The organism is Flavobacterium aestivum, from assembly GCF_026870175.2.
In the GTDB taxonomy this organism is placed as follows: Bacteria; Bacteroidota; Bacteroidia; order Flavobacteriales; family Flavobacteriaceae; genus Flavobacterium; species Flavobacterium aestivum.
Genome location: NZ_CP113977.2, coordinates 3706749 through 3719777, shown reverse-complemented (window position 1 = coordinate 3719777; position 13029 = coordinate 3706749). Strand labels below are relative to the sequence as shown.

The following is a 13029-nucleotide window of genomic DNA, read 5'->3' as shown; positions in this document are numbered from 1 at the left end:
GAGTAAAGAAAAATCGCTTTAAAATTGAATACTTCTTCAAACAGAGTTGGCTAGACTTCAATTATGATGAAAGTTATGGAAGTAATCGCAGTTAAGGCGGTATAGGTTTTAATTACATTTTTTGCAAACTAAGACCAAACGGAACCATTAATCGTCCTCTTTCGTAGATGTTTAAATACAAAATAACCGGTTTTTTTTGACCTTCCCATTTCAATTCGTACACATTTAGAAAGCCAGCACCCATTTCATTGTTTTTTGATGGAAAAGGACAGCAGTTTTCCAATCGGGTATAAGTGATCTTTTCTCCTTTTGGGCCTGCCAATGCATTCAAGAAATATTTTTGGTTAATGGTATCGTTTCTGGTACCTCGATAGTAGATATTGATTGGGTAATCTTTGTCATAACCATACTTTTTGTCTTTACTGTATTCTGTAATTACAAAGGAATTATTTTTGCCTAAAACAGGTACAGGAGCGTTGTTGTCTACGTTTTTTATTGTTGATTTAATACTTCCGCAAGAAGTTATAACAAGTAGTAAAGCAATAAAAAGAATTGTTTTTTTCATATTCTCTAGGTTAATTAGGATTCTAAATTTAAAAGTTAAACTGCTGTTTCAAAAATAATCAAAATGTAATTATCATTTGGTTGGACATTGCACTTTGTGACTGAGATTATTTTTTGCAAATGTAACATTTCTCACATTAGGATTGCTTTTACCTTTTTATCTTTGCTCAAAAAGAAAAACTATGAATATTATTTTTCAAACATGGCCTTGGTATGTTTCGGGCTTTTTAATCGGTATGGTTATGCTTTTACTGATTTATTTCGGAAAGAATTTCGGTATGTCGACTAATCTTCAGTCTTTATGCTCAATGACTGGATTAGGAAAAAATATAGAATATTTTGATATTGACTGGAAAGCTAACCGTTGGAATTTTCTGGTAGTACTAGGCGCTATGGCTGGAGGTTTTGTGGCGGTTCATTTTATGGGAGATCCTTCTAATATTGATATTAATCCCAAAACGATAGAGCAACTTTCCCAAATGGGAATTGATGCTCCCAATGGTAAATTAATGCCGGATGCATTATTTGGACATAAAATTTGGGAATCACCCAAAAGTATTTTTATTCTGCTTATTGGCGGAATCTTAATCGGTTTTGGCACACGCTATGCAGGCGGATGTACATCTGGACATGCTATTTCTGGATTAAGTAATTTGCAATTGCCTTCGCTTAAAGCTGTTATAGGTTTCTTTATTGGCGGATTAATTATGGCTCATTTTATATTACCCTTACTTTTTTAAATTATGAGGATATTAAAATATTTTCTCGTTGGATTTCTTTTTGGAATCGTTCTTACCAAATCTGAAGCAGTTTCTTGGTATCGCATTTATGAAATGTTTCAATTTCAATCTTTCCATATGTATGGGATTATTGGGGTTGCTGTAGCGACTGGAATTGTAGGCATTCAGATAATTAAAAGAAAAAATATCAAAGACATCAAAGGTATGCCTATTGAAATCTTGGATAAGGAAAATAATTCTGTCAGATATTTGGTGGGAGGTATTTCCTTTGGATTAGGTTGGGCATTAGTGGGTTCTTGTCCTGGTCCTATTTTTATTTTGATTGGAGCTGGATTTATGCCTGTGATTATTGTATTAATTGGTGCACTGATTGGGACTATTATTTATGGTGCTTTAAAAAATAAATTGCCTCATTAATCACTAAAAAATTTTTCTATAAAAAAAGCATTTCTTATAACTGAGAAATGCTTTTTTTTTGGATTAATATGATGTGAAGGATAGAAATCAACATTAGTAAGTTAAGTGTTTTTAAAATTGTTTTTCGCAAAAGACGAGAAGAAACCCGTCAGCAAAACACACATGCAAGGTCTTTGCGAGGAACGAAGCAATCTCACTAGCCAGAACAACCAATCTGAGCAAATCATTGGTTTGGAAATACGATATGGGATTGCTTCGTTCCTCGCAATGACGGTGTATAAAACTTATTTAGCCCCATTCAACTTTAAAATTCCTGATACTATTAAATATTGTGCTAAACAATATGTAAGCATAATATAAAAAGAGGCATGTGCTATTGGAGTATAAAATTTATTGAAAGCTAAAATACTATCCGAACTGACAAATACAATAGCTCCAATAAGAATATAATTGTTAGCCGGAGTAGCCCATTTTAAACTGCCTTTAAAAGCAAAGAAAAGCATAGTGGTTATCACAACCGCATAGACTATAACAGGAATTTTTAATTCACCCAGTTTAGGGAATAAAGTGTCAATCATGATAAAGAAATAGGCGATTATTGCTAAAATTCCCAACCAAAAGATCTCTTTTTTTTCATTGATTCTGGTGTTTTGCTGTTTGCTGAAAAGAAGTATATAAACCAGATGAGACAGGAGGAAAGCCACTAGTCCGAATATGAAATACAGCTCGCCTCGGTCTGTAAATAAGAGTATAATATCGCCAATCCATGAAAAAGTCAACGCTGTTAAAAGAATTTTTTTGGTGGGAAAACTTTCGGAAACAGCAACTGCCGCTAATAGAATTGGTAGTAAGACTGGTTTCATATACCAATCGAATCCGTCTAATTCGAGAAAAAGGATAATAAGATAGAGGCTTGTAAAACTGATATAAATTTTAAGAAGTAAAGATGATTTCATAGAGTTATTTAAGAGATTGTCACAATAGCTTTTTTGGCATCAAAATTTGTGCTTATAAAATAAATAGTCACAAATAATGACAGAACGAGGTATCCCGTAATAATGAAACTGGCGTAAGGGAAAAGATTATTCATTCCAAACCAATCACCAAGATAAACAATAATAGCAATGCCAAATAGAAAGCGAATTCCTTCCCAAAGCAATGAAATTTTTCGGGCATCCATCAATTCTGTATAACTGTAAACGGTTACGAAAATAAAGGCACCATATATAAATACATTTGGTAAACCAATAATTGCTATTGAGTTGTACATATACGTGATGAATAATAAAGTAATTATGGCTTGAAAAATTGACCAGTACATTAATTTATTGGAATGTTGTGTGCCATATTTTTCAAACGCATAGACATCTGTAATTTTGTTTACAGGGTATTTTTCTTCAAAATTTTCCGGTCTCCAACCAGTAGGTTTGAACCAAATGGTAAGTTTGTCTATCCATTTTTCGGCACGCCAAGCATCAGTAATTAGTAACCAAAGATGCTGAAAGTTAATTCGTACCGGATTCCACGTTAGAGCAGGTCTCGTAATGCCAAAAACTGGAGGTACAGTATCTAATTCTTCTTGAAATGTGCCAAATATTTTATCCCAAATAATGAATATTTGCGAATGGTTTCTATCCATGTAAATAGGATTGATCGCATGATGCACACGGTGGTGGGAGGGAGTAACTAGTATTTTTTCCAGAAAACCCATTTTTTTGATGTGTTTGGTATGGTACCAAAATTGTAAAAATAAATGGATAGGAAGTGTGATTGCTATTACTTTTGGTGGTACTCCCAATAATGCTGCCGGAATCAATAAAAAAGTAAAAAGATTGACAAAGCTGGAAACCGTTTGTCTCAAAGCACAAGCTAGATTAAACTCCTCACTACTATGATGAATGGCATGTTTGTTCCATAAAAAGTTAATTTGATGCGATAAACGATGGCTCCAATAACCATAAAAATCAATAACTATGAACCCAATGATATATGCCAAAACATTGGCTTCTAAATGCATCAAGGCAAACTTGGTTTCGAACCATTCATACGATACAAGCGTAATACTAAGTCCTAAAACATCTTTGACCGAATTGATCATTCCTGAGCTGATACTGGAAACCGAATCCATATTTGGAGAAGTATCTTCTCCTTTATAATGACCATATATTTTTTCGATTATAATTAAGATCAAAAAAATAGGCATAACAAAAACTAAAATTTTACCGTATTCTTCCATTTGGGGTATATTTTTTTTCAAATATAGAAGAATTATAGATATTGTTATATTTTTTGTTGATTATTTATAGATTGTTATAGATATTTAATAATTGTGAGATTTTAGACTACTGTATTTATTAGACTATTGTTAGGTAGACTTTTTGAACTTGAGAGTAATTTGTAGTTTTGGTAATATATTCGCAAAAAAAAAACCTGTTTAAGATTGGTAACATCTTAAATAGGTTTTATCAAAAACTCATTTTTGGAATGGTATTGTAGCTTAGATTATTTCGGCATTTAAGCCGGCTGCGAGTAATCTAGTGCATTGTACTTTTAATTTGTCATATTCACCGGTTTTTACGGTGCATTTTCCATTGTAGTGTACTATTAGTGAACATTGTTCAGCTTGAATTGCAGTGTGACCACAAACCCTAATTAAGGTTTCAATAACGTGATCAAAAGTGTTTACATCATCATTATACACTATTATTTCGTTATTGATTGTAGTTACATCTTCTACTTTTGCTCTTTCTCTTATTTTTTCTTTTGTACTCATATTCTTAGGTTTTGTACTCCGGTTAATAATAAAAAAACTTTATCTAATTTACGTATTTTATTGATACCCAGTTGTTTTTTTGAAACTTTTTAACATATGTCAACCCTTTTTCAGTACATGAAGCATCGATATATGGGATGTCTTCTTCGTAAAATCCGCTAAATAAAATGGTTCCTTTTGGATTAAGACAATCTACATAACTTTGCATATCGTTTAGCAAAATGTTTCTGTTAATGTTGGCAATGATCAAATCGTATTTTTTATCTTTTAATAAAGCGGCATCACCTTCATAAACGGTAATATGCTTACAATTGTTGCGCTCGGCATTTTCTATAGAGTTCAAATAGCACCAATTGTCAATATCAATAGCATCTATTGGTTGAGCACCTTTCATTTCGGCAAGAATTGCAAGAATTGCAGTTCCACAACCCATGTCGAGTGTTTTCATACCAGTAACATCCATTTCTAATAAATGCTGAATCATCATGTGTGTAGTTTCATGATGACCTGTACCAAAACTCATTTTTGGTTCGATAACTATATCAAATTGGGCATTGGTTTTTGGATGAAAAGGAGCACGGACATGACAATTTCCTTCTACATCTATTGGTTCAAAGTTTTTTTCCCATTCTTCATTCCAATTCACTTGTTCGATTTCTTCAAAAGTATAATCGATTTTGAACTCCTCTGATTCTAAAATTTGAATACCATCTAATATTGTCTCGTCCCAAAGATCTTTTTGTACAAAGGCAGAAATTCCTGTTTCGGTTTCTGTAAAGCTTTCAAAGGCTTTTTCACCCAATTCAGCAATTAAAATTTCCGACCCCAACTCTTTTGGTTCTATTGTAAAATGATACCCAATATAAATATTTGACATGTTTAAAATTTTTTGCAAAGGTAACAATAGGATGCAATCCTTTTTGAATTTTTGAAAATATTTTATAATTGCCAATAATATCTTTTAAAGCTTGTTGCTGGTAGTCTTAGTTTTATTCAAACCAATCTTTAATAGAACTTCTTTAGGGACAATATTAATTTGTTGCTATCCTTGTTAGCAGAAGTTTTTTATAGGTCTGTCAATTCTAACTCGTCTAGAGTTCCTTTCACAGTTTTTAATTCATTTATTCTTTCTTGATTATTTTTAATCTTCTCATCTATTTGAGAAATATCCATCTTGGGCATTTCAACCTTTTTTCCTTTAAGGACTAAGCTTAAAACGCTAACTTTTAAATCCAGGTCATAATCAGAAAGTTTTGGATTTTCGATAGGGTATTTTTGTGCGTTCCACAATTTAGGATTTGTTTCTTTGGTTTGGCTAAAAATGATATGTTTAGTTATGGTTTCACCATTTTCCAAAATACTATCATCGTTTCCGTAGCTAACACTTTCGGATTTGATAATCTCATTTTTAGATTTTATTCGGACTTCAAATTGTATTGTTTTTGTTCCTATAAGTTTGTCTTTTCCAATATATTGATAATCAATTTCTAACTCAGGAACCATTTCATCAAAAAAGTCTGTTTTATTTATTTTTAGAGAATTGATTTTAAAAACATTAAGTGATTTTTGAGCACTTAGAAATCCATTTTTTTGAAGATTTAAGCTATCTATTTCTTTAGTTAAATTTTCAATTTCTTTTTTATTTCTATTCTTTAAAATATCTTCTGCTAAATCGATAACTGATGAATAGGAAAAACCGTCTATCATTTCTAAAGATATTTTATTAAATGATTTTCCCTCGTAATTTTGGGGTTCTTCCCATTTTAATCGCATTGCTTCTAATGCAATTACACGCATTGCTTTTTCTAAATCTGTTTTTTCGCTCTGATTGAGATCTTTTTCAATTTTTTCTCTCGAAATTTTGAAACTTTGTTCATCTTTCGTGTTAAATTTTTCTTGGCAAGAAATCATAAATGGTAAGAATGCTAATAGTAATAATTTTTTTTTCATTATTTTTTATAGTTGTAGTCTGATAAAATTAATTATAAAAAGTAAAATTAAAGTGCCTAAAATATTAAGCTGAACTTTGTTTACCTTTTTAGTTCCAAATTTCCATACACAAGTTCTGTCTATGATTAAAATAATAAGCAATAGTGGTAACCAAAGTAGATTTACCCAACCTTGTAACTTATGATTCATTCCGTTATGGTTTATCAAAATAAGTGAAGAAATTATTATTCCCACAATTCCTAGTAGACTGATGGCGAAGAATATCGTTATTTTTTTCAGGTAAGGTGTTATCATAAAATTTTACATAACTTGTATATGTACAAAACAGATCATTATAATATATACCCTTTTTAGGGAAATTGGTTAGGGTTTGTTTCGTTTTTATTTATTTTTCAAAAATAGTCAAAAAAGATTACAAATCTTAAAATGGCTTTTTTGTATACATTTTGTACTTACAAAGAGTGAATTTAGAAAGTTCTATCATTTAGTAATGAGGTAGTTGTGTATACTGGAGGGATGGAAGTAAGCTACTGAAGAGGTGTGTATAAACGACTGTATTAGAGAAAGGATGAGAGTGAGTATTTTGTTGTGTTAGCCTCTTTGTTTAAAGGGTTTTGGCTCAAAATGGAACCATAAATTCGGCTTGAAAAATCGTTAAATATGACTTTTTATTTTATGATTGCTACATGCAAAAATATAAGAATTAGTGTTAATTTTGCTCGACATAAATAGTTATAATAACTTATGAAAAAAGCAATTTTAATTTCTTTTTTGTTTGTGATTTTGGTAAGTAGTAGAGGGGTAAAACCAGAGGTGGTACGATCCTTTTGTTATTGGAAAACAGATCACTATACAAATTCTGCAGAGGATTCTTTAGCCAAAAAGATGCAGGTAAAACATTTATATGTTCGGTTTTTTGATGTAGATTGGAATCCCTATGCGAGTGAACCTCAACCCGTGGCAACGACACGTTCTCTGAATTGGGATATGGAGCAATTCGAGATTACTCCGAGCATTTTTGTGACTAATGAAGTGATGCTTTTGTCAAGTAAAAAGCAGCTGGACTCACTAGCCATGCGTATAGAGAAGAGGGTTGAAAACGTGCTGGAAGGATATAAAAAGGAGCAAGCTCATGCTAAGGCTTACGAAATGTCTCAAAAAATATATGATTCAGGGAGTCAGGATCATAAGGTTTGGCCAAATACAGATTCTATTGAAAAAATTGTGGTAGGAAAAATAAAAATAAATTGCAAGGAGATTTTGATTGATTGTGATTGGTCTGAAAAATCGAAGAAGAATTATTTTTATCTCTTGCAAAGACTTAAAACTAGTTTTCCTCAGTATTCACTTTCGGCCACTGTGAGACTTTGGCAGTACAAATATAGAGAGAAAGCAGGGATTCCGCCTGTTGATAAAGGCTTGCTAATGTGCTATAACTTGACAAGTCCTACGGATCATACCACTGAAAATTCTATTGGTACAAGCAAGGAAGTCGAAGATTATATTACTAAGGGAGGGTATGCATTACCATTAGATTTGGCTTTGCCGTTGTACAGTTGGTCAGTGGTTTTTAGAGGGAATCAGTTTAAGGGGATTTTGTCAGACTATGATGGTTTTGTGAAGGATACTATTCGTTTTAAGAAAGTGAGTGCAACACGCTATTTGTTTCAAGATGACATTTTGATTGGTGATACTTATTTTAGAAACGGTGATGAAATTCGGATTGAAAAAATCTCGGATGCCGAAATAAGAAAAATGATTGGAGTTTTAAAATCTAAAATCACGATTACCGATCAAACCAAAGTGACCTTTTTCTCATTTGATAAAAAATACATAAACGATTATGGAACAGAAAATATATCCAACTATTATTCGCTTTTTTAGCCTTTTAGTTTTTTTACTATCCTTTAATGGGGTTCAGGCTTGCGGTTGGTACGAAAGCCCAGAGGTTGGTCGATTGGCTTTGTTTCGTGCGGAACGGAACGATTTTTTGAAACTTCGATTTTTGACATACTCGTCCGATATTTACGCGACTCCAAATGTCTTTTCAACCCGAGATCAAAAACTAAATTGTTTGGAATGGCAAAAGCAATTGGGTATGGATGTTGATCCGGATGATGTGTATACAATTTTGTATGAAACGAATTCGGAGGTATTTCAGTCAGCATATCAGTCGAAATCACTTGTTAAGGTTTTTGCAAAGAATACTTTTGTGCAAAAACTGCAGCTTCATAAAAACAAGAAATTTTTAGAGTATTTGATTTTTGCCAAAAAGTTAGAATACAATAATATAGGCGGGTATAAATGGGAAACTTGGAATTCTTTGAATTATGGTTATGATTCCGAGAATAAATTTGTAGCGACTTTAGGAGATTATGATAAAAAACTGAGCTCGACCAAAGATGCTTTCCTAAAACAACGTTATGCTTTTTTGTTGCTCAGAATGAGTTATTATGATGGAAAGCCCCAAGAGGCGAATCGATTGTATGAGACTTATTTTGCGATGAAACCCAATACTATTTTGACACCTTGGGCTTTGTATTTTAGAGCTTTGTGTACAGATAATCAAGCATTGCAAAATTATTATTTGAGTCAGGTTTTTGTTACTTGTGATGAGAAAACCCATGCGGTGATGCAACATTATAATCGAGATTTAACTCAAGAAACTTTGAGTTATGCCCAAAATGATACTGAAAGAGGCGCCATTCTTGCACTCGAATGTATGCGTAATCCGTCGCCACAATTAGAAACTTTGAAACAGATTTATGCTTATAATCCCGACTCAGTTTATTTTAGCTTTTTGGTAGGTAGAGAGGTTAATAAACTAGAAGATTGGATTTTTACACCCAAATACACTCAGAGTACACCTTCGGTTGTTTTGGAAGGGGGTGAATGGTATGACGATTATGAAAAGGCAAAAGCAAAAAACTTCGTAAAGGATATGGGGTACTTAAAAGAGCTAAGAACGTTCTTGTTAAGCACTACGTCATCAGCGAAAGGAGAACAAAAGGACTATCTCTACTCGGCAATTGCGCAGCTGTGCTTTATTGATGATCAAATAGATTTGGGTAAGAAGTATGTTGATTTGATTTCAAAAGAGGCTAATTCTTCTATCATTTTACAATCTAAAATTCAGTTGGCTTTAGTGGCTTTAAAACAAAATGATATTCACAGTAAAGAGACTAAAAAGTTGTTATTTGATTGTTTTAATTCGATTGAAAACGCAGTAGATCAAGATTACAGCTTATTTAAAAGTATGTATAGTTTTTATAGAATTGTAGCTGGAGAATATGCTAAAAATGGGGATGAAGCTACTGCAGGATTAATATTCTTGAAATCAAACATTAAGAAAGGTAATAATTCGGAATGGGGATATTATCCTAGTTTTTATAATTATTTAGGCTATTTTGATCGTTTTGCTTCGATTAAAGATATAGACAATTTGATAGCTTTGATTAAAAAGAAAGACAAAACACCTTTTGAAAATTATATCTGCAAAGGGACAATTAATTTTGATATAAATGTCTATAAGGATTTGAAAGGAACGATTGCTTTTAGGGAAAACAATTTGGAATTAGCCTATAAAACCTTTGCCGAAATGCCAAAGAATTTTTGGAAGGATAATTATGAGTATAAAAACTTTTTGAATGAGGATCCTTTTTTTCCAAAAATACTGATGAGTAAAAAAGATAGGCAGTTTAATTATGTTTTTAATAAAACTGAATTTGTAAAAACACTTTTAGAGCTTAAAAAGAAAAATACTGCTGAAAGTAACTTAAAATTAGGGCACGCTTTCTTTAATGTATCAACTTGGGGTAATGCCTGGATGATGACTGCTTATGGTATGGGGTCTAATTTTGGAGAAGGATATTGGGATTATGTTTTTGGTGGGAATCGATTTGAACACGAAAAGAAGTATCAAAATGGGAATTATTTGAATTGTAATTTGGCTAAAGATTACTATCAAAAAGTGCTGTTTCTTTCTAAAAATAAAGAGGAGAAAGCCTTGGCAAGTTTAATGGTTTTTGAGTGTGAATATGTTAGTTACGCCTTAACGAACAATTTTTTAGGTGTCGAAAGCGCTAAGTTTAAACCAGGAAAAGAGATTTATAGTTTTAATTCAGTTTACAGGGATACCAAAACTTTTAAAAAGTACAATTGTCCTTTGTTACAGGATTTTATTAATGGTAAAATGGCATATTAAAGGATTGTATCTTTAGGATATAAAATAGAAGAGAGGCTGTTTCACGAGTTGTGAGATAGCCTCTTTTTTTGGATTGTTATTATGAATTAGTTTTTGAGATTGTCAAATACTTCTATGAGGTCGTGAACAGGTTTTAGCGAAATCTCTGTACCACTTTCTCCATTTTCAGCATAATCAAAAGGATTGTCAAGATCTTTGATTAATAAAAACATATAGGAGATTAAAAAAGTAACTAACAATGAGAAAAATAGAGAGGCGTAGAATGGATCTATTTTGATAATGATTAAACAAAATGCAATTAAAAATCCCATAGCTTCTAGAATAGCATAAGCTGATCCTATAAAATTGGTTTCTCTGATGGTGTCAATTCTTAAAATCATTTTTCGAATGTTGTTTTGCTCATTCTTCATTTTGATAATATAGCCCGCTTGAATGCCTTCATTGTCTAATTCTACCAGAAAATCATTTATTTGGCTTATTTTTTCAAGTATGGATGATGTTGATTCTCTTTTGTAGAACCAATCCATCAATGAATGAATAAATCGTTTTTGAAATTCGATAAGCTGCAAAGCATTTTTAGAATTTTTGCCTTTGTAAATGGTATAGGCATCATCATACAATGTTTTTATGGATGCTGAAAGTTCACTTGGTAATTTTTCACTTTCCTTATAATCTGAAAGAACACCACTAATCAGAAACCCGATTAAGAAAATGGTACCGGCTATTAAACTGGTGAATAGTGCGTTTAACTCGATTAGCTCAAAGTCAAATTTATGGGATAAAATTTTTAAAACTGCTATGGATAAAATGAGAGGAATGATTCGGAAAGCAATAGACCATTTTTGCCAAATTTTATTGGACTTTTTTTTAATCGTTTTTGGGACTTTCATAAAATTTGGGTAGTTAAAAAAACCTGTTCATTTTTATTGAACAGGTTCATTTATTTACTAACCTATAATGTAAACTAAATTATAGGAAATTGAAAATAATAAGATTATTAGATTGAAGTTACAATAGAAATAAAATCTTTTGCGTTAAGGGCAGCTCCACCAATAAGACCTCCGTCTACATCTGGTTTAGAGAAGATTTCTTTGGCATTATCAGGTTTTACACTTCCACCGTAAAGGATAGAAACATCTTCTGCAATATCACTTCCAAAAGCTTTACGAACAGTTTCTCTGATAAATTCGTGCATTTCCTGCGCTTGATCCGGAGAAGCAGTTTCTCCTGTACCAATAGCCCAAACTGGCTCATAAGCCAATACAATTTTCTCCCAGTCTTTAGCTTGAATATGGAATAAACCATCTCTCAATTGGTTTTCAACAATGTTGAAATGATTTCCGGATTGACGATCTTTTAGTTCTTCTCCAAAACAGAAAATAACTGTCATATCATGTACTAAAGCTGTGTTTACTTTGCTGGCAATCAATGCATCTGTTTCGTGAAATATAGATCTACGTTCTGAGTGACCTAAAATTACGGTTTTTACACCAACGCTTTTAAGCATGTCAGCAGAGATTTCTCCTGTAAAGGCTCCACTTTCTGCTTGGTGTACGTTTTGTGCAGCAACGGATATATTTGAGTGTGTTAAATTTTCGACTGCTGACGCCAAGTTTATAAATGTAGGTGCAACAAATACATGTGCAGAGGTTTCAGCTGGAATTTCGGATAATAATTGGTTTAATAAATCTTTAGTTTGAGCTGCATTTTTATGCATTTTCCAATTTCCAGCTACAATCTTTTTTCTCATTTTTTTTGTTTTTTTTTAGTGGTATTTAAATTTGTATATTATTTGTTTTAATATATTAGTTTTTAGAGGTTTAAGTTTTTTTTAGTAATTCAGGCTTTTTAGGGTTTCGTTTATAACAGCAAAATCTGTTTCTATGGCACGATATAGTATTAATTTTCCAGTTTCATCAATGATAATGTATCTTGGAACCCAATCAAGATCGATAGCTTGTCCAAAAACACCTTTCATTCCGTCATTGGCCATGTAATGGTCTCCTTTGAGCTCATGTTTTTGAATTCCTTCTTTCCATTTATCTACAGTTTTGTCCATTGAAAGAAATACAAAAGAAACATTTCTGTTTTTTTCTTGTAACTCTTTTATTTTTGGCATTGCTTTTACACAATCTCCACACCAAGAAGCCCAAATTTCTATGACGGTAGTTTGACCTTTGTGATTTTTTATAATGTTTTGAAAGGATATTTGTTTACCGGCAGTGGTTAACAAAGTTTCAGAAAGTGCTTGTTTAGAAAATTCTGTTTTCTGAGCTTGAGTGCAAGAAAATGTTGCAAAAGCAATAATAAGGAAGGCTATTTTTTTCATTTAATGATTTTTAGATTACACAAAGTTAACCAAAGAATTGAAAAAGGAGGAA

Annotated in this window: 13 protein-coding genes; 4 read left to right on the top strand and 9 right to left on the bottom strand. The window is 32.1% G+C overall.

What is annotated here, in order from left to right; all coding sequences use genetic code 11:
• Nucleotides 1–112: 112 nt before the first annotated feature.
• Complete coding sequence (locus OZP08_RS16045; protein ID WP_268847087.1) at nt 113–565, bottom strand: 2-dehydro-3-deoxyphosphooctonate aldolase; 453 nt, start codon at nt 563–565, stop codon at nt 113–115.
• A 181-nt stretch (nt 566–746) separates the two neighbouring features.
• Here OZP08_RS16045 and OZP08_RS16040 point away from each other — a divergent pair, with 181 nt between their 5' ends.
• Both OZP08_RS16040 and OZP08_RS16035 read left to right on the top strand, forming a co-directional pair.
• Nucleotides 747–1304 carry a YeeE/YedE family protein gene (locus OZP08_RS16040; RefSeq protein ID WP_281322314.1) on the top strand — a complete coding sequence of 186 codons (558 nt, stop codon included), beginning with the start codon at nt 747–749 and terminating at the stop codon, nt 1302–1304.
• Between the two features lie 3 nt (nt 1305–1307).
• Nucleotides 1308–1721 (top strand): DUF6691 family protein, encoded by a 414-nt coding sequence (locus tag OZP08_RS16035; protein WP_281322313.1) that lies wholly within the window; start codon nt 1308–1310, stop codon nt 1719–1721.
• 284 nt (nt 1722–2005) lie between these two features.
• On the opposite strand, the gene OZP08_RS16030 is transcribed toward OZP08_RS16035, so the two are convergent.
• From OZP08_RS16030 to OZP08_RS16010, 5 genes are all read right to left on the bottom strand, one after another.
• A complete protein-coding gene (locus tag OZP08_RS16030; RefSeq protein ID WP_281322312.1) occupies nt 2006–2677 on the bottom strand; it encodes a lysoplasmalogenase in 672 nt (223 codons plus the stop codon).
• Between the two features lie 8 nt (nt 2678–2685).
• Nucleotides 2686–3957, bottom strand: coding sequence for a sterol desaturase family protein (locus tag OZP08_RS16025; protein ID WP_281323613.1), 1272 nt, complete (start codon nt 3955–3957; stop codon nt 2686–2688).
• Between the two features lie 261 nt (nt 3958–4218).
• Nucleotides 4219–4494: an ATP-dependent Clp protease adaptor ClpS gene (locus tag OZP08_RS16020; RefSeq protein WP_268847085.1), complete on the bottom strand. Its 276-nt coding sequence runs from the start codon at nt 4492–4494 to the stop codon at nt 4219–4221.
• A 43-nt stretch (nt 4495–4537) separates the two neighbouring features.
• Nucleotides 4538–5371: a 50S ribosomal protein L11 methyltransferase gene (gene prmA, locus OZP08_RS16015; protein WP_268847084.1), complete on the bottom strand. Its 834-nt coding sequence runs from the start codon at nt 5369–5371 to the stop codon at nt 4538–4540.
• Nucleotides 5372–5559: 188 nt separating this feature from the next.
• Nucleotides 5560–6444: a hypothetical protein gene (locus tag OZP08_RS16010; protein ID WP_281322311.1), complete on the bottom strand. Its 885-nt coding sequence runs from the start codon at nt 6442–6444 to the stop codon at nt 5560–5562.
• A 744-nt stretch (nt 6445–7188) separates the two neighbouring features.
• Here OZP08_RS16010 and OZP08_RS16005 point away from each other — a divergent pair.
• Both OZP08_RS16005 and OZP08_RS16000 read left to right on the top strand, forming a co-directional pair.
• Nucleotides 7189–8328 (top strand): hypothetical protein, encoded by a 1140-nt coding sequence (locus OZP08_RS16005; protein ID WP_281322310.1) that lies wholly within the window; start codon nt 7189–7191, stop codon nt 8326–8328.
• Nucleotides 8288–10648 (top strand): hypothetical protein, encoded by a 2361-nt coding sequence (locus OZP08_RS16000; protein ID WP_281322309.1) that lies wholly within the window; start codon nt 8288–8290, stop codon nt 10646–10648. Before OZP08_RS16005 ends, OZP08_RS16000 begins: the two co-directional genes overlap by 41 nt.
• A gap of 86 nt (nt 10649–10734) precedes the next feature.
• Here the strand turns inward: OZP08_RS16000 and OZP08_RS15995 are convergent, their stop codons facing one another.
• The 3 genes from OZP08_RS15995 to OZP08_RS15985 form a co-directional block, all read right to left on the bottom strand.
• On the bottom strand, nt 10735–11538 hold the full coding sequence (locus tag OZP08_RS15995) for a hypothetical protein (RefSeq protein ID WP_281322308.1): 804 nt from the start codon (nt 11536–11538) through the stop codon (nt 10735–10737).
• Between the two features lie 107 nt (nt 11539–11645).
• Nucleotides 11646–12398: a triose-phosphate isomerase gene (gene tpiA / locus OZP08_RS15990; RefSeq protein WP_268847076.1), complete on the bottom strand. Its 753-nt coding sequence runs from the start codon at nt 12396–12398 to the stop codon at nt 11646–11648.
• An 81-nt stretch (nt 12399–12479) separates the two neighbouring features.
• Complete coding sequence (locus OZP08_RS15985) at nt 12480–12977, bottom strand: TlpA family protein disulfide reductase (protein WP_268847075.1); 498 nt, start codon at nt 12975–12977, stop codon at nt 12480–12482.
• Nucleotides 12978–13029: the final 52 nt, after the last annotated feature.

Bases quoted from the DNA above. Each gene is read 5' to 3' on its own strand.
- OZP08_RS16045 (WP_268847087.1), bottom strand. From the start codon at position 565: ATGAAAAAAACAATTCTTTTTATTGCTTTACTACTTGTTATAACTTCT.
- OZP08_RS16000 (WP_281322309.1), top strand. From the start codon at position 8,288: ATGGAACAGAAAATATATCCAACTATTATTCGCTTTTTTAGCCTTTTA.
- OZP08_RS16010 (WP_281322311.1), bottom strand. From the start codon at position 6,444: ATGAAAAAAAAATTATTACTATTAGCATTCTTACCATTTATGATTTCT.
- OZP08_RS16020 (WP_268847085.1), bottom strand. From the start codon at position 4,494: ATGAGTACAAAAGAAAAAATAAGAGAAAGAGCAAAAGTAGAAGATGTA.
- OZP08_RS16040 (WP_281322314.1), top strand. From the start codon at position 747: ATGAATATTATTTTTCAAACATGGCCTTGGTATGTTTCGGGCTTTTTA.
- OZP08_RS16005 (WP_281322310.1), top strand. From the start codon at position 7,189: ATGAAAAAAGCAATTTTAATTTCTTTTTTGTTTGTGATTTTGGTAAGT.
- prmA (WP_268847084.1), bottom strand. From the start codon at position 5,371: ATGTCAAATATTTATATTGGGTATCATTTTACAATAGAACCAAAAGAG.
- OZP08_RS16030 (WP_281322312.1), bottom strand. From the start codon at position 2,677: ATGAAATCATCTTTACTTCTTAAAATTTATATCAGTTTTACAAGCCTC.
- OZP08_RS16035 (WP_281322313.1), top strand. From the start codon at position 1,308: ATGAGGATATTAAAATATTTTCTCGTTGGATTTCTTTTTGGAATCGTT.
- OZP08_RS15985 (WP_268847075.1), bottom strand. From the start codon at position 12,977: ATGAAAAAAATAGCCTTCCTTATTATTGCTTTTGCAACATTTTCTTGC.
- OZP08_RS16025 (WP_281323613.1), bottom strand. From the start codon at position 3,957: ATGGAAGAATACGGTAAAATTTTAGTTTTTGTTATGCCTATTTTTTTG.
- tpiA (WP_268847076.1), bottom strand. From the start codon at position 12,398: ATGAGAAAAAAGATTGTAGCTGGAAATTGGAAAATGCATAAAAATGCA.
- OZP08_RS15995 (WP_281322308.1), bottom strand. From the start codon at position 11,538: ATGAAAGTCCCAAAAACGATTAAAAAAAAGTCCAATAAAATTTGGCAA.